At 68.2% G+C, this 19,200-nt stretch carries 19 protein-coding genes and 1 tRNA gene; 13 read left to right on the forward strand and 7 right to left on the reverse strand.

Features of this window, described 5'->3' with window-relative positions; all coding sequences use genetic code 11:
* Positions 1-65: 65 nt before the first annotated feature.
* The 9 genes from A37E_RS0120960 (at position 66) to A37E_RS0121000 (ending at position 7,252) form a co-directional block, all read left to right on the forward strand.
* Positions 66-563, forward strand: coding sequence for a heme-binding protein (locus tag A37E_RS0120960; RefSeq protein ID WP_347881306.1), 498 nt, complete (start codon positions 66-68; stop codon positions 561-563).
* 117 nt (positions 564-680) lie between these two features.
* Positions 681-1,157, forward strand: coding sequence for a transcription elongation factor GreA (gene greA, locus A37E_RS0120965; protein WP_024279151.1), 477 nt, complete (start codon positions 681-683; stop codon positions 1,155-1,157).
* 152 nt (positions 1,158-1,309) lie between these two features.
* On the forward strand, positions 1,310-2,488 hold the full coding sequence (locus tag A37E_RS0120970; protein WP_197023023.1) for a LacI family DNA-binding transcriptional regulator: 1,179 nt from the start codon (positions 1,310-1,312) through the stop codon (positions 2,486-2,488).
* Entirely contained in the window at positions 2,485-3,159 is a 675-nt protein-coding gene (locus A37E_RS0120975) for an amino acid ABC transporter permease (RefSeq protein WP_024279149.1), read from the forward strand. Before A37E_RS0120970 ends, A37E_RS0120975 begins: the two co-directional genes overlap by 4 nt.
* 13 nt (positions 3,160-3,172) lie before the next feature.
* Positions 3,173-3,826 (forward strand): amino acid ABC transporter permease, encoded by a 654-nt coding sequence (locus A37E_RS0120980; RefSeq protein ID WP_029558422.1) that lies wholly within the window; start codon positions 3,173-3,175, stop codon positions 3,824-3,826.
* 9 nt (positions 3,827-3,835) lie between these two features.
* Positions 3,836-4,705 carry a transporter substrate-binding domain-containing protein gene (locus tag A37E_RS0120985; RefSeq protein WP_348550886.1) on the forward strand — a complete coding sequence of 290 codons (870 nt, stop codon included), beginning with the start codon at positions 3,836-3,838 and terminating at the stop codon, positions 4,703-4,705.
* 205 nt (positions 4,706-4,910) lie between these two features.
* Positions 4,911-5,693: an amino acid ABC transporter ATP-binding protein gene (locus tag A37E_RS0120990; protein ID WP_280938449.1), complete on the forward strand. Its 783-nt coding sequence runs from the start codon at positions 4,911-4,913 to the stop codon at positions 5,691-5,693.
* Between the two features lie 6 nt (positions 5,694-5,699).
* Positions 5,700-6,605, forward strand: a complete 906-nt coding sequence (locus tag A37E_RS0120995; protein ID WP_029558425.1) for a 2-dehydro-3-deoxygalactonokinase — start codon at positions 5,700-5,702, stop codon at positions 6,603-6,605.
* 17 nt (positions 6,606-6,622) lie between these two features.
* Positions 6,623-7,252: a 2-dehydro-3-deoxy-6-phosphogalactonate aldolase gene (locus tag A37E_RS0121000; RefSeq protein ID WP_029558426.1), complete on the forward strand. Its 630-nt coding sequence runs from the start codon at positions 6,623-6,625 to the stop codon at positions 7,250-7,252.
* Here the strand turns inward: A37E_RS0121000 and A37E_RS0121005 are convergent.
* The 5 genes from A37E_RS0121005 to A37E_RS0121025 form a co-directional block, all read right to left on the reverse strand.
* The gene (locus A37E_RS0121005; RefSeq protein WP_038194848.1) at positions 7,249-7,995 is read right to left on the reverse strand and encodes an FCD domain-containing protein; all 747 of its coding nucleotides are present in this window, start codon (positions 7,993-7,995) and stop codon (positions 7,249-7,251) included. The genes A37E_RS0121000 and A37E_RS0121005 overlap by 4 nt on opposite strands.
* Positions 7,996-8,207: 212 nt before the next feature.
* Positions 8,208-9,896 carry an L-lactate permease gene (gene lldP / locus A37E_RS0121010; RefSeq protein ID WP_156026393.1) on the reverse strand — a complete coding sequence of 563 codons (1,689 nt, stop codon included), beginning with the start codon at positions 9,894-9,896 and terminating at the stop codon, positions 8,208-8,210.
* A gap of 477 nt (positions 9,897-10,373) precedes the next feature.
* Positions 10,374-11,771, reverse strand: coding sequence for an MATE family efflux transporter (locus A37E_RS0121015; RefSeq protein WP_029558429.1), 1,398 nt, complete (start codon positions 11,769-11,771; stop codon positions 10,374-10,376).
* An 8-nt stretch (positions 11,772-11,779) separates the two neighbouring features.
* Positions 11,780-12,961 (reverse strand): thiolase family protein, encoded by a 1,182-nt coding sequence (locus tag A37E_RS0121020; protein ID WP_029558430.1) that lies wholly within the window; start codon positions 12,959-12,961, stop codon positions 11,780-11,782.
* A 135-nt stretch (positions 12,962-13,096) separates the two neighbouring features.
* Complete coding sequence (locus tag A37E_RS0121025) at positions 13,097-13,498, reverse strand: MarR family winged helix-turn-helix transcriptional regulator (protein WP_024279139.1); 402 nt, start codon at positions 13,496-13,498, stop codon at positions 13,097-13,099.
* A gap of 230 nt (positions 13,499-13,728) precedes the next feature.
* Here A37E_RS0121025 and A37E_RS0121030 point away from each other — a divergent pair, with 230 nt between their 5' ends.
* The 3 genes from A37E_RS0121030 to A37E_RS0121040 all read left to right on the forward strand — a co-directional run bounded on the left by A37E_RS0121030 (position 13,729) and on the right by A37E_RS0121040 (position 16,835).
* Entirely contained in the window at positions 13,729-14,715 is a 987-nt protein-coding gene (locus tag A37E_RS0121030) for a GlxA family transcriptional regulator (RefSeq protein WP_029558431.1), read from the forward strand.
* Positions 14,716-14,814: 99 nt separating this feature from the next.
* A complete protein-coding gene (locus A37E_RS0121035) occupies positions 14,815-15,618 on the forward strand; it encodes an SDR family oxidoreductase (protein ID WP_029558432.1) in 804 nt (267 codons plus the stop codon).
* A 137-nt stretch (positions 15,619-15,755) separates the two neighbouring features.
* Positions 15,756-16,835: a TIGR03032 family protein gene (locus A37E_RS0121040; RefSeq protein ID WP_029558433.1), complete on the forward strand. Its 1,080-nt coding sequence runs from the start codon at positions 15,756-15,758 to the stop codon at positions 16,833-16,835.
* A gap of 59 nt (positions 16,836-16,894) precedes the next feature.
* Here the strand turns inward: A37E_RS0121040 and A37E_RS27080 are convergent, their stop codons facing one another.
* Entirely contained in the window at positions 16,895-17,548 is a 654-nt protein-coding gene (locus tag A37E_RS27080; RefSeq protein WP_156026394.1) for a hypothetical protein, read from the reverse strand.
* A gap of 262 nt (positions 17,549-17,810) precedes the next feature.
* Positions 17,811-17,900 (reverse strand) — tRNA-Ser (locus A37E_RS0121045).
* A gap of 351 nt (positions 17,901-18,251) precedes the next feature.
* On the opposite strand from A37E_RS0121045, the gene A37E_RS0121050 reads away from it, so the two are divergent.
* Positions 18,252-19,112 (forward strand): septal ring lytic transglycosylase RlpA family protein, encoded by an 861-nt coding sequence (locus A37E_RS0121050; RefSeq protein WP_081837709.1) that lies wholly within the window; start codon positions 18,252-18,254, stop codon positions 19,110-19,112.
* The last annotated feature ends 88 nt before the right edge of the window (positions 19,113-19,200 follow it).

Here is a 19,200-nt window from a genome sequence, read left to right on the forward strand (position 1 = left end):
GCTCAGCGCCACCGCCCGGCGCGGAAAAATCTCCGGTCGCTCGCGCGGCCGCCAAGAAAGGGCCGATGATGAAACGCCTCCTCCTCGCCGCCGCTGCCTCCGCCACCTTCGCCACGCTCGCCGGCCCCGTCGCGGCCCAGGCGCTGCAGGAGCGGAACATGCCGCTGGCGATCGCCCTCGACATTGCCCGCGAGGGTGTCGCGGCCTGCGCGGCGCAGGGCTACAACGTGTCGGTGGCGGTGGTGGATCGCGCCGGCGTCCTGAGGGCCTTCGCCCGCGCCGACAATGCCGGCCCGCACACGGTCGAGGCGGCGCGCCGCAAGGCCTTCACCTCCGCCTCCACCCGCACCCCGACCACGGTGATCGTCGAGAACGTGCAGAAGAACCCCGCCTCTGCGCAGCTCGTGGCCATCGACGGCTTTCTGGTGCTGGGTGGAGGCGTGCCGGTGAAGGTGGGCAACGAGACCATCGGCGCGGTCGGCATCGGCGGCGCCCCCGGCGGCAACCTCGACGAGGCCTGCGCGCTCGCCGCCATCGCGAAGGTCGAATCCCAGCTCAAGTGAGTGGCACCGCCGGCTGCCTGCGACGGCGGCCGGTTGCAAGCCTGGTCCCGGATGCTTAGGTCAATGGTCCTCCTGACTTTGGGGGACGATGCCTCAAGCTCCGGGATTTGCTTTTGAATGTCCGTTGCCTTCACGCGTGAGACCGACCTCGAAGCCACCGCCGCCGACCTGCCGGACCGGCCCATCTCGCCGCATCCGAACCTTGTGACGGCGAGCGGCCTTGCCGCGCTCGACGCGGCGCTGGCGGAGGCGCGCGCCGCCTATTCCGAGGCGCAGATGGGCGACGTGCAGGCCGACCGCATGGCCATGGCCCGCGCCACCCGCGACCTGCGCTATTACGGCGCCCGCCGGGCCACCGCCCAGCTCATCGAGACTCCTCCCAATCCCGAGACCGTCCAGTTCGGCACCACCGTGACCCTCGACCGCGAGGACGGCCGCCGCCAGACCTTCCGTATCGTCGGCGAGGATGAGGCCGATCCGGCCAAGGGCTCCGTGTCCTACGTCTCGCCGCTCGCTGCTGCCGTGATGGGCAAGGCCGTGGGCGATGTGGCGCTGGTGGCCGGGCGCGAGGTGGAAGTCATCGCCATCGCCTGACCCGCCCGCAACGCTTCGGCGCGCCGGCCGCGAGCATTGCGGCGCAGCATTTAGATCGATCTAAATTTTCGTTGACCGCACCCTGCGCAGTCTCCTAGACATGGGCCGTCGAGAAGTTCGTTAAGAACTCGTTACCGGCGAGGAGGCTGCGCGTGGAGGGTGCCAAGGGGCCACAGGGCCGCCGCTTGCCGGCCGCCCGCGATGCTGCCGAGCCGGCCGATCTGCCGGAAGAGGCGCCGCTCGCCGGTGGCCTGCGCGTGCGGCTGAAGGATGTGGCGGTCCATGCCGGCGTCTCCCGCGCCACCGTCTCCCTCGTCCTGCGCAAAAGCCCGCTGGTGAAGGCGGAAACCCGCGCCAAGGTCGAGGAGGCCATGGCCGGCCTCGGCTATGTCTACAATCGCAGCGCCGCCAATTTGCGCTCGGGCGCCTCGCGCACCGTGGGGCTCGTGCTGTGCGAGATCATCACCCCCAACTTCGCGCAGTTCACCGCCGGCATCGACGAGGTGCTCGGCACCGAAGGCTATATGGCCTTCATCGGCAACGCCGCGGAAGATGCCACCCGCCAGCGCGAGGTGCTGCTGCGGATGCAGGAGCACGGCGTGGACGGGCTGGTGGTGGTCGCATCGGAGAACACCCGCGCCGATGCGCTGGAGGAGGGGGCCTGCGCGCGCATGCCCTGTGTCCTCGCGCAGCGCCGCGTGGAAGGCTTTCCCGCCGATTATGTCGGCCCGGACTACGGCGCCGGCATGGAGCTCATCACCGAGCACCTGATTGCGCTCGGGCATCGCAACATCGCCTTCATCGGCGGCGTGCGCCGCATCGCGCCCCTCACCGAGCGCATGGCCGGCTTCCACCGCGCCCTGCGCCGCCACAAGCTGAAGAGCGGGCCGGTGGTGCCCTGCGCGGTGATCGACCGCTCCTCCGGCTATGCCGCCGCGCGCGAGTTCCTGGCCCGTGAACTTCTGGCCAAGGGCGACATCCCCTCGGCCATCGTCTGCTACAACGACGTGGTGGCCTTCGGCGTCATGCTCGCCCTCGACGAGCACGGTCTCGTGCCGGGCCGAGACGTGGCCGTGGTGGGCTGCGACGACGTGGACGAGGCGGGCCTGCACCGCCCCGCGCTCACCACCTTCACCACCGATCCCCGCGTGGTCGGGCGCGAGGCCGCGCGGCTGCTGCTGCGCCGCATCGCCCATCCCGAGCGCCCGCGGGAAGAAATCATCGTGCCGCCGCGCCTCGTCATCCGCCAGTCGTGCGGCGCGGGGAAAGCTGCCGATACACCCGCCGTCCGCCGCACGCCCGCCCATCGCCCGACAGGAGGCGCAAGATGAACTACGTCTTCCAGTTCGGAGACGTTTTCAATGCCTGGCCCGAGCTGCTGCTCGGCGCGTGGCTGACGATCCGCCTCTCGGGCCTCGCCATGCTGCTCGGGCTCGCCGTGGCGGTGCTCTGCGCGCTGGGCAAGACGCAGGGGCCGCGCCCGGTGCGCTGGCTGGTGGATGTCTATGTGGAAGTCATCCGCAACACGCCCTTCCTGGTGCAGATCTTCATCATCTTCTTCGGCCTGCCGCGTGCCGGCATCCGGCTCGACGCCAACGAGGCGGCGCTGCTGGCTATGGTCATCAACGCCGGCGCCTATTGCACCGAGATCGTGCGCGCCGGCATCGAGACCATCCACAAGGGGCAGATCGAGGCCGGGCTGGCGCTGGGCCTCAAGCGCCTTCAGATCTTCCTCTATGTGGTGCTGTTCCCGGCGCTGAAGGCGATCTACCCCTCCCTCACCAGCCAGTTCATCCTTTTGATGCTGACCTCCTCGGTCGTCTCCGCCATCTCGGCCGAGGAATTGACGGCGGTGGCGAACAACCTGCAATCGCAGACCTTCCGCTCGTTCGAGATCTACATCGTGGTGACGGGCATGTATTTCGCCATGTCGCTGATGTTCGCCGGCGCGTTCGCGCTCATCTACCGCGCGGTGTTCGCGCGCACTGACGCCGCACGCTGAGGAGGGGAGCGACATGATCCGCCAGTTCACCTCCGCCGAATTCTTCTTCCTCCTCTCCGCCGTGCGCTGGACGCTGCTGCTCTCCGCCATCGCCTTCGCGGGCGGGGCGGCATTGGGGCTCATCGTGGCGCTGGCGCGCACCGCGCCGTGGCAATGGCTCAGGGCGACGGCCGGGGCCTATATCCTCGTCTTCCAGGGCACGCCGCTGCTGATGCAGCTGTTCCTCGTGTTCTTCGGCGCCACCATGGTCGGCGCCTCGGTAGACCCGCTGGCCGCCGCCGCCATCGGCCTCACGCTGAATGCCGCCGCCTTCCTCGGCGAGATCTGGCGCGGCTGCATCCAGGCCATCCCGAAGGGCCAGTGGGAGGCCTCCACCGCGCTCGGCCTGCATTATGTGACGCGGATGCGCGAGATCATCCTGCCGCAGGCAGCGAAGATCGCGGTGGCCCCCACTGTCGGCTTCCTGGTGATGCTGGTGAAGAGCACGTCGCTCGCCTCCATCATCGGCTTCGTGGAGCTGACCCGCGCCGGGCAGATCGTGAACAACGCGACCTTCCGGCCGTTCCTCGTGTTCGGAATCGTCGCGGCCATCTACTTCGCGCTGTGCTGGCCGCTCTCGCTTTATGCCCGCCACCTCGAAAAGCGTTTCGGCACCGTGTCGCGGTGACGGTTCAGGTTGACCCTCAAGACCAAGGCCGCCCCGCATGCGGCGCAGATGGAGGAAGAGACGATGACTTTCGGCACCATCCTGAAGAGCGCGCGCGGCGCCGTCGCGGCGCTGGGCCTCGCGGCGCTCGCCGCCACCGGCCTCTCCCACGGCGCCTCGGCGCAGAGCATCGACGACATCCTGTCGAAGAAGAAGCTCACCGTCGGCATGCTGGTGGACGTGGCCCCCTTCGGCCTGCTCGACACCCAGGGCAAGCCGGAAGGCTATGACGCCGACGTCGCCCGCCTCATGGGCAAGTATCTCGGCGTCGAGGTGGAGCTGGTGCCCGTGACCGGCCCGAACCGCATCCCGTACCTGCTCACCAACAAGGTGGACGTGCTGGTGGCGGTGTTCGGCATCACGCCCGAGCGCGCCAAGCAGGTGATGTTCTCCATCCCCTATTCCACCATCGAGATCCAGCTGATCGGTCCCAAGAAGACCGAGATCAAGAGCATGGACCAGACGGTGGGCAAGAAGATCGCGGTGGCCCGCGCCTCCACCCAGGATACGGCGCTCACCGCCGCCGTGCCCAAGGGCGCCACCATCATGCGCTTCGACGACGATGCCACCGCCGCCCAGGCCTTCCTCTCCGGCCAGGTGGACCTGCTCGGCGCCAACAACCTCGTCGGCACCCAGCTCGCCGAGGCGAACCCGGACATGGGCATCGAGAAGAAGATCACCCTGCGCAGCCAGTACAACGGCATCACCGTGCGCCGGGGCTCCACCGATTTCCTGCAGTGGATCAACACCTTCCTCTACTTCGTGAAGAACAATGGCGAGCTCGACGCCATCAACCAGAAGTGGTTCAAGGTGCCGCTGCCGACGATGCCGACGTTCTGAACGTCCTCAGCCGTCGTCATCCCCGGCCTACGCAACCGTCATCCCCCGGCTTGTCCGGGGGATCCACCCTGCGGCCGGGCTGGCTTTCGGGACTTCGGCCACCCGACAGGCGGGGCCGTGGATGCCCCGGACAAGCCGAGGCATGACAGCACATATAAGACCGGCGTCCGAAGCGGACATCGACAGACACGAGAAGGGCCTAGCCATGCTCACTCCCGCCCCTGCTGACAGCACGCCCGCCGGCGACGCGCGCCCCGTCATGATCCGCATGGCGGGCGTGGAGAAATATTATGGCACCTACCACGCGCTGAAGGCCGTGAACCTCGACGTGCACCAGGGCGAGCGCATCGTCATCTGCGGGCCATCCGGCTCCGGCAAGTCCACGCTCATCCGCTGCATCAACGCGCTGGAGCATCACCAGGGCGGCGAGATCGTGGTGGACGGGACGCAGGTCGGCAAATCCTCGCGCGGGCTCGACAAGGTGCGCGCCGAGGTGGGCATGGTGTTCCAGAGCTTCAACCTGTTTCCGCACCTCACCGTGCTGCAGAACTGCACGCTGGCGCCGCGCAAGGTGCGCGGCCTCGCGCCCAAGGAGGCCGAGGCCATCGCCATGAAATATCTGGAGCGCGTGCGCATTCCGGAGCAGGCGAACAAATATCCCGGCCAGCTCTCCGGCGGCCAGCAGCAGCGCGTGGCCATCGCCCGCGCTTTGTGCATGGCGCCCAAGGTGATGCTGTTCGACGAGCCCACCTCCGCCCTCGACCCCGAGATGGTGAAGGAGGTGCTGGACACCATGATTTCGCTGGCCCAGGACGGCATGACCATGATCTGCGTGACCCACGAGATGGGCTTCGCGCGGCAGGTGGCCGACCGGGTGATCTTCATGGACAAGGGCGAGATCGTGGAGGAGGGGCCGCCCGCCACCTTCTTCGCCAACCCGAAGAGCGAGCGCACGCGCACCTTCCTCGGCCAGATCCTGCATCACTGACGCCAGATGACACCCGCGCTCATCACCTGCGACTGGGGCACCTCCTCGCTCCGCGCCTATCTCATGGCGGCGGACGGACAGGTGCTTGCCAGCCGGGCGAGCGGGCAGGGCATCATGGCGTTGGGCGGCTTGAGCTTTCCCGATGTGCTCGCGGCCATCGCCGGCGAGTGGGCGCGCGACCACGGCCCGCTGCCGGTGCTGCTCTCCGGCATGGTGGGCAGCCGGCAGGGCTGGGTGGAAGCGCCCTATGCGCGCTGTCCCGCCGGCCTGCCGGACCTCGCCGCCGCGCTCGCCGCGGTGCCGGCTCAGCCCGGCTTCGGCCGCATCGCCATCGTGCCCGGCGTGCTGAAGGATGACGAGACAACGCCGGACGTGATCCGCGGTGAGGAGGTTGAAGTGCTCGGCGCCCTCGCACGCCTCGGCGTCGCGGACGGTCTGTTCGTGCTGCCCGGTACGCATTCGAAATGGGTGCGGGTGGAGGCGGGCCGCATCACCACCTTCGCCACCTACATGACGGGCGAGGTGTTCGCCGCGCTCCGGGGCCATACCATCCTCGGCCGCATGATGGAGGAGGGGGCCTTTTCCACCGAAGGCTTCCGCCGGGGTGTGGACGCGGCGGCGGAACTCGAAGGGCCGGGGGCCCTGCTCGGCCGGCTGTTCTCGCTGCGCGCGCTGGGCCTCACCGGGCGGCTCGAAGGGGCGGACAGCGCGGACATGCTCTCCGGCCTTCTCATCGGTGCTGAACTGCGCGATGCCTCGGCCGGCGAGCCGTTCACACTGGTGGCAAACCCCGCCCTTTCCGCGCGCTATGCCGAAGCCGCGACCCTTCTCGGCCTGCCCCACGCTTGCGCGCCGGAGGGCTGCGGCCCGGCCGGACAGCACGCGGTGGCCAAAGCGGCCGGCTTCATCTGATTTCAGGAGTGCGATCCATGCCCGCTTTCAAGGATGCCCTTGCCGCCTGCCCCCTCGTCGCCATCCTGCGCGGGCTGAAGCCGGACGAGGCGCTGGACATCGGCGCGGCGCTGGTGGGGGCGGGCTTCACCATCATCGAGGTGCCTCTCAATTCGCCGCAGCCGCTGGAGTCCATCCGCATCCTCGCCGATGCCTTCGGCGACCGCGCACTGATCGGCGCCGGCACGGTGCTGACGCCGCAGGACGTGGACGCGGTGAGGGCGGCGGGTGGCCGGCTCATCGTGATGCCCCATGCCGACCTCGCCGTGATCCGCGCCGCCAAGGCCGCCGGCCTGGTCTGCACGCCCGGCGTCGCCACCCCCACCGAAGCCTTCGCCGCCCGCGCCGCCGGGGCCGACGCGCTGAAGCTGTTTCCGGCGGAAGGCATCCCGCCCCACCTCGTGAAGGCGTGGCGCGCGGTGCTCACCGACATCCCTCTTCTGCCCGTCGGCGGCATCGACACCACCAACATGGCCGCCTACCGCGCAGCCGGGGCCGAAGGCTTCGGCATCGGCTCAGCGCTGTTCAAGCCGGGCAAGGCGGTGGAAGCGATCGCGGCGGACGCGCACGCGCTGGTGGCCACGGCGCGCGACGTGTTCGGCCGCTAGATCCCTGCCGTCCGGCGCAGGGTGTCGGCGCGTTCGCGGCGGGCGCGCTCCTCGTCGATGGTGCGGATAGTCTGGGCGACGAAGGCGAGATGGTCGTCGGAGGCCCGGCGGGCGGCGTCGGCTTCGCCGGCGGCGATGGTGTCCATCAGCGTCTGGTGCTGGGCAGAGAGCCGCTCATACGTGCGGGGCACGATATAGAGCTTGTCGAGGCTCTCGGAGATGCTGCTCTGGAGCAGCCCGAACATGCTCGACATGACCGAGCGCAGCACCGCGTTGTGCGAGGCGTCGGCAATGGCGAGGTGGAAGGCGGCGTCCGCATGGGCCTCGGCCACCGCGTCGCCCTTCTCGTGATTGGCCGCGAGCTGGTCCATGCAGCGCCGGATGGCGTCGAGATCGTCCGGCGTCGCCCGGAGCGCGGCGTGGTAGGCGGCTTGCCCCTCCAGCCCCCGGCGCACTTCCAGAACGTCATGGCCGAAGCCCGGATTGCCGGCCACCACCGAGGCCAGCGGATCGGCGATGGCGGCGGCCGTCCAGCGCGCCTCAGCCGGCTCGGCGATGATGTTGCCGCCCTTGCGGATGGTGATGCGCCCGCGCGCGCCAAGGCGCATCAGGGCTTCGCGCAGGGTGTTGCGCGAGGCGCCCAGCATTTCGGAGAGGGCGCGCTCGGAGGGAAGCCGGTCGCCCACGCCAAGGCCGCGCGCCTCGATCAGCGCCTCGATGGCGAGTTCGACCCGGTCGGCCACGCGCTGCGCAGAGGAAGGGGAGGGGGCCGACGCCATCGGTGAAAGCCTGCCTTGGTCCGATCAGATGAGGATCGGGCCGGACCAGCCGGCTACGATCGCGCCCACTATGTCGGACCGCCGCACGGACTTCCAGCCCGCAACGCGCATCGTCCCGGTGCTGCGGGGCACCGGGACGATGGCCCAGGCAGTCGAAGTCTTCCGCTCCTCGCGGCCTAGGGGATCATCCACGGTGTCAGGTAGGCCTGAATGGTGGTCATGATGCCGACGATGGCCGCCAGCGCGAGGCTGTGCTTGACGGTGAAGCGGAACAGGTTCGACTCCCGGCCGATCAGCCCGGCCGCCGCGCAGGCGATGGCGATGGACTGGGGCGAGATCATCTTGCCGGTGACGCCGCCCGTGGTGTTGACCGCCACGAGGAGCACGTCGCTCACCCCGATCTGGTGCGCGGTGGTGGCCTGTAGCGAGGCGAACAGCGCGTTGGCCGAGGTGTCCGAGCCGGTGAGGAACACGCCCAGCCAGCCGAGGAAGGGCGAGAAGAAGGTGAAGCTCGGCCCGGTCTCCGACAGCGCGAGGCCGAGGGTGGAGGACAGCCCCGAATAGTTGGCGATGAAGGCGAAGGCCAGCACCATGCCGATGGAGTAGATCGGGATCAGCAGGCCCTTGATGGTCGAGGCGAAGGTCGCCACCGCCCGCGACGGCTTCATGCCGAGGAAGACGACCGACACGATGGCGGACAGGAAGATCGCCGTGCCGGTGGCCGAGAGCCAGTCGAACTTGTAGTCGGCGGCAAACGGCTTCGCGGCGGTGACGATGGGCGGCAGCTTGACCACCATGTTGTGCAGGAACGGCACGCTGACATGGGCGACCATCGCGTCCAGGGCGCCGCCCGCAGCGAACAGGGCCTTGAAGGGCGGGATGCTCCAGATGGTCACGAACACCGTGAGGATCAGGAACGGCGACCAGGCGCGGGCGATCTGGCCGGCGGTGTAGGTCACGACCGGCTCGATGGCGGCGACGGGTGCCGGCGCGGCGCCGTGATCCAGCCCGCCCTTGCTTTTCGCTTCCGTCTCGAAGCGGAAGATGCGGCGGGGCTGCCAGAAGCGCAGGAACAGCGGCAGGGTGATGAGGGTGGCGAGCGCGGCGGTGATGTCGGGCAGCTCCGGACCGACGAAGTTGGCGGTGAGGAACTGCACGGTGGCGAAGGAGCCGCCGGCGACGAGGATCGCGGGCCACGTCTCACGCACGCCGCGTGTGCCGTCCATGATGAGGATGAGCCAGAACGGCACCAGCACCGAGAGGAAGGGAAGCTGGCGGCCGGCCATCTGGCCGATGTGGAAGGGGTCGAGCCCCGTGACCTGCCCGGCGACGATGATCGGGATGCCCATGGCACCGAAGGCGACCGGCGCTGTATTGGCGATCAGGCAGAGGCCGGCGGCATAGAGCGGCCTGAAGCCGAGGCCCACGAGCAGGGCGGCGGTGATGGCCACCGGCGCCCCGAAGCCCGCCGCACCTTCAAGGAAGGCACCGAAGGCGAAGCCCACGAGGAGCAGTTGCAGGCGCTGGTCTTCCGTAACGGAGAGGATGGAGCGCCGGATGATCTCGAACTGGCCTGTCTCAACGGAAATCTTGTAGAGAAAGACCGCGCCGATGATGATCCACGCGATCGGCCACAATCCGTAGAAGAAACCGAATACGCCAGCGGCCAGGGCCATCTGCACCGGCATGCCGTAGAGCAGGATCGCCACGCCGAGCGCAAGAAGAACCGTGATGGTTCCCGCCACATAACCTTTCAGCTTGAGCCGGGTCAGGGCGACGAAAAAGAAGATGATCGGGATCGCGGCGCCGAGGCTCGACAGCCACATGTTCCCCATCGGGTCATAAATCTGGTTCCAGGCCCCCACGTTATCCCCCTCTTGTTATTTGGTACTACCAAAATTGCCGATAGTTTGAATTGGTACTGCCTAATTCAGAAATGGAAGTCAAATGGAATTGTAATCGAATATTTTGGTCCAACCAAAATAGCCAAACGCGAGAGGTTTCAGGGTGCGGCGGCCGCGCGCCGTCGGCCCGGACGGGGGAGCCGTTCAGGGGGTGGACGGGCTGGATCGCGCGCGGAGACCTTCCCTTCCGGGAGAGGAGCGCGCGGCGCATCTGGACAAGACGGGCGCGGGGCAGTGGGGAAAGGTCTGGGGCGGGGAGGGCTGACCGCCGTCACCCGACGCGAGGGTGGCGATGATCCGCGCCGCCACGGCAGGCGGCATCGGCCCGCCCCTAGTCAGGCTGGCTCACTGTTCAAGCGGGCTCCTGGCGGATCGCGGCCGTCTCGCGGCCTCCTCTGCGCGGGCGACGGTTCGGACGGTGCGGTGAGGGGCAAGCCCCTACCGGAGCCACGCCCCCGTCTTCACCGCCGTCAGGACGGTTGCGGCGTAGACGATTAGCGCCACGGAGAGGGCGGCAAACAGTGCCTCGATGGAGCCGGTGAGCCGCAGGGCGATCAGCCCGCCGCCGAGGGCGATGGCGACGCGCAGGAAGCCGGCCACCACCGGCCAGAACAGCCGCCCCGTGCCCTGCGCCGCGAAATAGAGCGCGAGCCCGATGCCGAAGAAGCCGTAGAACGGCCCGACGATGCGCAGATAGGCGCTGCCGGTGGCGACCATGGCCGGTTCGGCGCTGAACAGGGACAGCCACGCCTCCGGGAAGAATGCGGCGGCGAGCCCCACGGTCTCCGTCACCACGAAGGCAAGGCCAGCGCCGGCCAGCGCAATATGGAGCGCGCGATCGCCGCGGCCGGCGCCGAGATTGGTTCCCACCAGCGCCACCATCGGCGCGCCGATGCCGAAGATGAGCGGGATGAGCAGATACTCCAGCCGCACGCCCGTGCCGAAGCCGGCGACCGCATCGACGCCGCCCTGCAAGGCGACGAGGGCCGTCGCGCCACCGACGATGACGTTGGTCTGGATCGACTGCAGCGACGACAGCGCGCCGACCCGCATGACCGATCCGATCACCCGCCAGTCGAGCCGCACCCAGCGGAAGCGGGCCGGGTTGCGCCCGGACAGGATGTAGGCGGCCAGCACCAGCGTTCCGCCGAGGTAATAGGCGATCAGCGCCAGCCCGCCGCCGGCGATGCCGAAGCCGGGGATGGCGCCGAACCCGAAGATCAGCAGCGGCGAGACCGGGACGAGCAGCGCGACGCCGACGCAGATGACAAAGGCCGGTAGCAGCATGTTGCCGGTGCCGCGCACCGCGCTGGCGAGCCCGTTCATGGCCCAGGTCAGCGGCGTGCCGAGGAAGACGATGTTGGAATAGATGAGCGCCGCCTCAAGCTCCGGCCCCGAACCGCCCATGGCGCCGTAGATCTGCCGGCCGAACAGCAGGAACAGCGCGGCGAAGGCGAACCCGAAGGCGAGGCTCACGGCCAGCGCGTGCAGCACCAGCGCATCCGCCGCCGCCTGCCGCCCGGAGCCGAGCGCCCGTGCCACGGCGGAAGAGATGCTGCCGCCCAGGGCGCCGGCCGACAGGGTGGTCATCAGCATGACCGCGGGAAACACCAGCGCCATGGCCGCCAGCGCCGCCGTGCCGAGCTTGGCCACGAAGAAGGTCTCGATGAGCCCGGCCGAGGCCTGCGCCAGCATGATGAGCACGTTGGGCCACGCCAGCTTGATCAGAAGCGGCACGATGGGCGCTTCCACCAGCCGCCGGGTTCTGGCATCGGCGGCCGGGGGCTCGGGGTCTTGCACGGCGGGTGCCGCTTCGTCTGTCGGGGCGCGGTACATGGCTGGCCTCAGAGCGCTTCGAGGGCGAGGGCGATGCCCTGTCCGCCGCCGATGCAGAGGGTGACGACGCCGCGCTTCAGCCCGTCCCGCCGCATGGCATGGAGCAGGCGGGTGATGAGGATGGCCCCGGTGGCGCCGATGGGATGGCCATGCGCCACCGCGCCGCCCTCCACGTTCACCATGTCCTCGGGCAGGCCCAGCTCGCGCGCGACGGCGATGGGCACGGCGGCGAACGCCTCGTTGATCTCGATGCGCTCGATGTCGCCGAGGGACCAGCCGGCGCGCGCCAGCGCCTTGCGCACGGCGGGCACGGGACCGAGACCGAACAGGCCCGGCTCGACCCCGGCGACGCCATAGCCCGCCAGCCGGCCGAGCGGCGCGATGCCCTTCGCCTCCGCGAAGCCGCGCTCGGCGACGATCATGGCGGAGGCCGCGCTGTTGAGACCCGGCGCGTTGCCGGCGGTGATGGTGCCCTCGGGGCGAAAGGCCGGGCGCAGCTTCGCCAGCGTCTCCAATGTGGTGTCGGGGCGGGGCGCCTCGTCCGTGGAGAAGGATTCCGTGCCCTTGCGGCCCTTCACCTCCACCGCGACGATCTCCTCGGCGAACCGCCCGTCCTTCTGCGCGGCTGAAAAGCGCTGCTGCGAACGGGCGGCGAAGGCGTCCTGATCGGTGCGGGTGATCTGGAGCTTTTCGACCAGATCTTCCGTATGCCAGCCGGAATGCTTGCCGGAGAAGGCGTCGTCGAGCCCGTCCGTGAGCATGCTGTCGAGGATCTGCGCCGGACCCATGCGATAGCCCCAGCGCCCGCCGTCCATCAGATAGGGTGCGCGGTCCATGTTCTCCATGCCGCCAGCGATGGCGACCTCATGCACGCCCGCGGCGATCTCCAGCGCCGCGGTGACGACAGCCTGCGCGCCGGAGCCGCAGACGCGGTTGACCGTCATGGCGGGCACCTCCACCGGCAGGCCACCATGGATCGCCGCCTGCCGTGCGGGGTTCATGCGGTTGCCGGCCTGGATGACGTTGCCCATCACCACCGTGCCAATGGATGCGGGATCGAGCCCGGAGCGGCGCACGGTCTCACGCACGGCGACGGCGCCCAGTTCGGTGGCCGGCGTGCCCTTCAGCGTGCCGTTGTAGGCGCCGATGGCGGTGCGCACGGGATGGGCGATGACGATGTCCGTGGTCATGACGACCTCCTCCAATGGACGATGCGCGGGCCGGCCGGCATCGCGGGATTTCAGGCGACCGGCAGGGCCGGGCGATCAACGAGACGTGGGTACATACCCGTATAAAGCGCGGAGAAACTGGGCGACCCCTTCGCCTCAGAGGGCGGCGAGGAGATCGCGCAGCTGTTCGAGCCGGTCCTTGCCCAGCCGGTCCTCGATCGTCTTCTGGCTCCGGCGCCAGGCCTCGGCGGCGGTCTTGAGGAGTTCGGTGCCCTGTGGGGTGAGGGCGATGCAGGCCTCGCGCTGGTCGTCCTTGCCGCGCCGCATCTCCACCAGTCCGTGCTTGGACAGCACCCGCACGTTGCGGCCCACCGTGGAGCGGTCCAGTTCCAGCATCCGGCCCAGCTCGGTCATGCTGACCTCGCCCTTGTCGCGGACGGAACGCAGCAGCGAATACTGCGCCACGTTGATGCCGAGCGGCGCGAAGCCTTCGTCGTAGATGGCGCTGATACGGCGCGTCGCCCGGCGCAGGCGGGCGCAGTGGCAGGGGGTGTCCATGAATGCGTGTATATACCCGCTCTGACACCTCGTCCAGCCTCCGCCGCCGCATCCGAACCTTGCCCTGGCGAAGACGAAGCTCGGGGCCTGAGCCCGGAGGAGACGGACGAAAACGCGGCGATTCCGGTCATCTGCCCCGTTTGGTCCGACCGGCCGGGCAGGGCCGCTTGCATTCGGGTCTCCATGTCCCAGATTGCCTTAAGCGGCGAAACGGGACGTGGGAGCAGGGCATGCGGCACATCGGCTTCATCGTCGAGGACGGGTTCCAGGTCATGGGGCTGGCCGCCGTGTCGGCCTTCGAGTTCGCCAACACCGTGCTGGAGCGGCCGGCCTATTCGCTCACGCTCATGTCGGAGAGGGGCGGCGGCGTGTCCTCCTCGCTCGGGGTCTCGGTCACCACGCAGCCGCTCGGTCCATTTCCCGATACGCTCGTGGTGCTGGGCGAACTGGTGCCCACCCCGACGCCCGAGCGGCTGCGCGCCTACATCGCCGAAGCGGGCGCGCAATCGCGCCGCGTGGCCGGCATCTGCACCGGCGCCTTCCGCCTCGCCGAGGCCGGCCTGCTGGATGGTAGGGCGGCCACCACCCACTGGGCGCACGCGCGGGCGCTACAGGAGCGCTTCCCCGCCATCCGGGTGGACGACGACCGCATCTTCATCCGCGACGGCAACATCTGGACCTCGGCCGGCATGAGCGCGGGCATCGATCTCGCCCTCGCATTGGTGGAGGACGACCACGACGCCGCGCTCGCCCGCGCCATCGCCCGCAAGCTGGTGGTCTACCATCGCCGGCCCGGCGGGCAGGCGCAGTTCTCGACCCTGCTGGAGCTGGAGCCGCGCTCCGATCGCGTCCGCCGCGCGCTGACCTACGCCAAGGAAAACCTGCGCAATCCCCTCACCGTGGAAGAACTGGCCGAGGCCGCGAGCCTCAGCCCGCGCCAGTTCAGCCGCGTGTTCCGCGAGGAGACCGGCGAATCTCCCGCCAAGGCGGTGGAGCGGCTGCGCCTCGAGGCGGCAAAAGCCATGCTGGAGGAGGGGCGCCACGCCATGGACGTGGTGGCGCGCGACACCGGCTTCGACGACCGCGACCGCATGCGTCGCGCCTTCCTCCGCCACTTCGGCCATCCGCCCCAGAGCCTGCGCCGCAGCCTGCGCTACATCGAAGGGGAGAAGGACGGGGCGGCGCATGGCGCACCCGCCGACGTCGCCCCCGCTTGACGGCCGGTTATGTCCTGAATTGCCGCTTCTTCGACATTCAAGACATAGCGCACGACGCCTAGGCTCCCTCTGTCTCGCACCAACGACCGGGGATCGGCCATGAACACGGAACACAACAAGGGCATCGCGCTGATCACCGGCGCTTCCGGCGGCATCGGTGCCATCTATGCGGAGCGGCTGGCGCGCCGCGGCTACGACCTCATCCTCGTCGCCCGCAACGCGGTGCGGCTGGAGGCGGTGGCGGCGCGCATCGGGAGCGCGACCGGCCGCACGGTGCAGACCATCACCGCCGACCTCAACGCTGCCGCCGACCTCCACCGCATCGAGGCGCTGCTGCGCGAGGAGGCCGGCATCACCCTGCTGGTCAACAATGCCGGCTTCGGCGCCGCGACGCCGCTTCTCGACAGCGATGTCGCGCGCATGGAGGAGATGATCGCCATCAACGTCACCGCCCTGACCCGCCTGACCTACGCGGCGGCGCCCGCCTTCGTGGCGCGGGGCGGGGGCACCATCATCAACATCTCCTCCATCGTGGCGCTGGCGCCGGAGGTGCTCAACGGCGTCTATGGGGCGAGCAAGGCCTATGTGCTGGCGTTCACCCAGTCGCTCCAGCACGAACTGGGCGCGCGCGGCCTGCGCGTGCAGGCGGTGCTGCCGGGGGCGACGGCCACCGAGTTCTGGAACATCCCCGGCGTCGGCGGCCACGCGAACCTGCCGAAGGAGATCGTGATGTCCGCCGAGGAAATGGTGGACGCCGCGCTCGCGGGCCTCGATGCCGGCGAGGTCGTCACCATCCCGGCCCTTCAGGATGGCGGCGAATGGCTGGCCTATGAGGCGGCCCGCCGCGCCATGGCCCAGCATCTGGGCGGCTCCGCCCCGGCCCCGCGCTATCGCGCCGCCTGATGCGGCGCGGCGCCACGGGGCGCGTGCATTTCTAAGCTGTGCGCTGCGGTGCTGCGGTCTGGCCTCAGCTGGAAAAACCGGCTTCACTCTCCGGCCACGGGAACGCACAGATCCCACGGCCGGAGCGGGTGGATACAATGGGTCAGGCGCGAGAGGCAGCTCCTGTCGAGGCAGACCAGACCCAGATCACCTGTTCGCGCACCTTCGCCGCGTGGCTGGCGCAGCACCGGGTGAGCCTCGCTTTCTCCTCCTACCAGAGCGGGCAGCTCTTTCTCGTCGGCCAGTTCGGCAACGAGAACCTCTCGTTCCATCAGCGCAATTTCGTGCGGGCCATGGGCCTCGCCCCGCGCGGCGACGAGCTATATCTCGCCTCGCTGAACCAGATCTGGCGCTTCGCCAACGTGCTCGGCCCGGACGAGCGGGCGAACGGGCATTTCGACCGCCTCTACGTGCCGCGCACCGCCTTCGTCACCGGCGACGTGGACGCCCACGAGATCGCGGTGGAGGCGAGCGGACGCATCGTCTTCGTGAACACCAAGTTCAGCTGCCTCGCCACGATCAGCCACCGCCACTCCTTCAAGCCGGTGTGGAAGCCGAAATTCATCTCCCGCCTCGCCGCCGAGGATCGCTGCCACCTCAACGGCCTCGCGCTGGAGGATGGGCGGGTGCGCTACGTGACGGCCGTCTCCGCCACCGACGTGGTGGACGGCTGGCGCGAGCACCGGGTCGGCGGGGGCCTGCTCATCCGGGTGGACGACCACGAGGTGATCGCCGACGGCTTCTCCATGCCCCATTCGCCGCGCGTGCATGGCGGGTGGATCTGGATGCTGGATTCCGCGCGGGGCTATCTGGTGCGCGTCGATCCCGTGACCGGCGCGAAGGAGGATGTGGCCTTCTGCCCGGGCTTCCTGCGCGGCCTTTCCATCCACGCCGGGCACGCGGTGGTGACGCTCTCTCTACCGCGGCACCTGTCGTTCAACGGCATGCCCATCGATGACGAGATCGCCCGCCGCGGCGGCACGCCCTGGTGCGGCGTCCAGATCATCAAGCTCGCCACCGGCGACGTGGTGGAATGGATCCGCCTGGAAGGCGCCATCCGCGAGCTGTTCGACGTGGCCGTCCTCCCCGGCACCACCTGCCCCATGGCCGCCCCGGAGAGCGGGGCGGATCTTTCGAGCCTGCTGACGATTGAAGCGCCGGATGGGGTGCTGGGGTGAGGGGGAGGGGGCGTTTATCAGAAGATAAAAACGCTTACTAAGTGCCTCAGTGCGCGTTGTTATTCAAAGCCCGGAGGCGCAGGAACAACCACCACCCCAAATTTTGCGGGCGAGTACTTGGCTAAAGTTAGAAGTTCGGTCGCGCAATGATCAAAGAGTGCCCGCAATAGGGGATGGCGGCTTCCGAAATCCATTATCGAGTTGGGCGATAGGCAGTTTGGCAACATTTTGTCAAAATCAGAAAATTTAAGCGCGACGGGGTATCTCCCGCACCAAATCGCAATTTGCGATAATCCTTCAAGTAGCGCGAATTCGTCTGTTGACAACGACAAGCTGGTGCTCCGCGCAAGTGCTGCAATGTCGTGTGTTGAAATGTTTTTATCTATGCGATTGTGGTCTGTCTGCGCCAATCCGCTAGCGACATGAATGCCTTTAAGGGCATTTTCAAAAGCAAATGCGTAAAGCAATTCACCGTGTATGTAATTTGGTTCGTCGGCTTCGATTTCTGCGTGTGCAGTCTTTCCGGTTAACGTCATCTGCGTCTCAGCTGCTTCTGATGCGCGTTTGTATGCCGCGAGGTATGCCGGTTCCTTGCTACGTTCCGCGGCTAGAACGACTTCCGCAGCGTCGCGCAGTGAGTATGCTGTCCGCAACCAAAAAGTTGGGCTTTGTGCGTGTCTAAAAGAATCTCTGCGAAATTTTGCTAAATCCATCGCCAATCTCGTCTTATCGCTAGATCGTGCGACATTTTATCTTGCGGCAACTACCGAGTGTCCAGGAGGAAATCCGTAACAAATGTCGCTAAATGTGGCGGACAGTGGAAGTGGTGGCCTGATTTTCGAAAGCGCGTAAGTTAGCCTTTCAGCGGCAGCGATCCGAAAGCGAACTAGCTATTTTAAGCTGGCACACGCCAAAAGTATCCGTACATGCTTGTTGCCTCGATAGCCGAGGCGTTCGTCAGCATGTCGGTCTGGCTGGCGGAAGGGGTGGGATTCGAACCCACGGTGGAGTTGCCCCCACGGCGGTTTTCAAGACCGCTGCCTTAAACCACTCGGCCACCCTTCCAGGCCCGCTCGCGGGGCGGACGCCTGATGGTCCCATCTAGAACACGTGCGCGGGCGCGTCGAGAGGGGTGGGCGCGGGAGGAGGGGACAGGGGGCGCGAGACCGCCTGCGGGGCGCCGGATGGGGCTGTTTAAGGTATCATGATGGGCGGCAATGTTGCCGTTTGTTAACCATGGCCGCAGCTGCGCCCCATTTTTGCCGTCATTGGACCCCCTGTTGACGGAATCTGCCGGGGTCCATGCCGATCGCGGCAGGGTGCGTTCTGTCTCTGCCGGCGGCAGCAAAAGCGGGGAACCGGGCACGGATGATGACGGGATCGGCGAGGACGCAGCGGAACAGGATCGGTCACCTCATGCGCGCCGTCACCGGCGCGGGGGCAGCGCCATCCATCCGGGGCGTGCGGACCGTGGCGGTTCTCTCCTCCCTGATCGCTATCGCCGGCTGCGGCTCGGTCGAATCCCTCGGCAGCAAGATCGATCCCATCTGGGGCGTCTCCACCAGCCCGCGCGTGGTTGCGGAGGGTGATCCCGTGCCGCGCGGCGGCGGCAACTACAAGGTGGGCAAGCCCTACACCATCGGCGGGCGCACCTATGTGCCGGCCGAGAACCCCAATTACATGGCCGAGGGCACGGCCTCCTGGTACGGCAAGGATTTCCACGGCCGCAAGACCGCCAATGGCGAGATCTTCGACATGGGCTCCATCTCCGCCGCCCACAAGACGCTGCCCATGCCGTCCTATGTGCGGGTCACGAACCTGTCCAACGACCGCTCCATCGTGGTGCGCATCAACAATCGCGGGCCCTATGTGGGCGATCGCCTGATCGACGTGTCCTACAAAACGGCCGAGCTGCTCGGCTTCGCCCAGAAGGGCATGACCAAGGTCCGCGTGCAGTATCTCGGCCGCGCGCCGCTGGATGACGACGACGACATCAAGCTCGCCTCCACCCTGCGCACCGACGGCACCCCGGCGGACCTGATCGAGGGCTCGCCGGTGCGCGTCGCCTCAGCAAAGCCGTTCGTGCCGGAAGGTCCGCCGCTGCGTCGTGTCGCCGCTTCGGCGCCGCCGTCGGACGAGGCGCCGGTGCCGCCGTCGCGGCCCTATGATCTCGGCCAGACCAGCGGTTCGGGTCAGGTGGTGGCCAGCGCGGGCTGGTCGCAGGGCGCCGCCCCCGTTTCCGGCCTCGGCTTCGCCGGGGTGCCGGGAGAACGTTGATCCGGCCCGGCGCACACCCGAGCTGAAGATATCCCCCCAACTCGATTCCCCAAGGGCTTTACCCGGAGCCGGCGCTTCGCGATGATCC

The organism is Xanthobacter sp. 91, assembly GCF_000702385.1.
GTDB classification, from domain to species: domain Bacteria; phylum Pseudomonadota; class Alphaproteobacteria; order Rhizobiales; family Xanthobacteraceae; genus Xanthobacter; species Xanthobacter aminoxidans.

What these genes read in the sequence shown, in the direction of transcription:
- A37E_RS0120960 (WP_347881306.1), top strand. Translation starts at nt 66, where the DNA reads ATGATGAAACGCCTCCTCCTCGCCGCCGCTGCCTCCGCCACCTTCGCC.
- greA (WP_024279151.1), top strand. Translation starts at nt 681, where the DNA reads ATGTCCGTTGCCTTCACGCGTGAGACCGACCTCGAAGCCACCGCCGCC.
- A37E_RS0120975 (WP_024279149.1), top strand. Translation starts at nt 2,485, where the DNA reads ATGAACTACGTCTTCCAGTTCGGAGACGTTTTCAATGCCTGGCCCGAG.
- A37E_RS0120980 (WP_029558422.1), top strand. Translation starts at nt 3,173, where the DNA reads ATGATCCGCCAGTTCACCTCCGCCGAATTCTTCTTCCTCCTCTCCGCC.
- A37E_RS0120990 (WP_280938449.1), top strand. Translation starts at nt 4,911, where the DNA reads ATGCTCACTCCCGCCCCTGCTGACAGCACGCCCGCCGGCGACGCGCGC.
- A37E_RS0120995 (WP_029558425.1), top strand. Translation starts at nt 5,700, where the DNA reads ATGACACCCGCGCTCATCACCTGCGACTGGGGCACCTCCTCGCTCCGC.
- A37E_RS0121000 (WP_029558426.1), top strand. Translation starts at nt 6,623, where the DNA reads ATGCCCGCTTTCAAGGATGCCCTTGCCGCCTGCCCCCTCGTCGCCATC.
- A37E_RS0121015 (WP_029558429.1), bottom strand. Translation starts at nt 11,771, where the DNA reads ATGTACCGCGCCCCGACAGACGAAGCGGCACCCGCCGTGCAAGACCCC.
- A37E_RS0121020 (WP_029558430.1), bottom strand. Translation starts at nt 12,961, where the DNA reads ATGACCACGGACATCGTCATCGCCCATCCCGTGCGCACCGCCATCGGC.
- A37E_RS0121025 (WP_024279139.1), bottom strand. Translation starts at nt 13,498, where the DNA reads ATGGACACCCCCTGCCACTGCGCCCGCCTGCGCCGGGCGACGCGCCGT.
- A37E_RS0121030 (WP_029558431.1), top strand. Translation starts at nt 13,729, where the DNA reads ATGCGGCACATCGGCTTCATCGTCGAGGACGGGTTCCAGGTCATGGGG.
- A37E_RS0121035 (WP_029558432.1), top strand. Translation starts at nt 14,815, where the DNA reads ATGAACACGGAACACAACAAGGGCATCGCGCTGATCACCGGCGCTTCC.
- A37E_RS0121040 (WP_029558433.1), top strand. Translation starts at nt 15,756, where the DNA reads ATGGGTCAGGCGCGAGAGGCAGCTCCTGTCGAGGCAGACCAGACCCAG.
- A37E_RS27080 (WP_156026394.1), bottom strand. Translation starts at nt 17,548, where the DNA reads ATGGATTTAGCAAAATTTCGCAGAGATTCTTTTAGACACGCACAAAGC.
- A37E_RS0121050 (WP_081837709.1), top strand. Translation starts at nt 18,252, where the DNA reads ATGCGCGCCGTCACCGGCGCGGGGGCAGCGCCATCCATCCGGGGCGTG.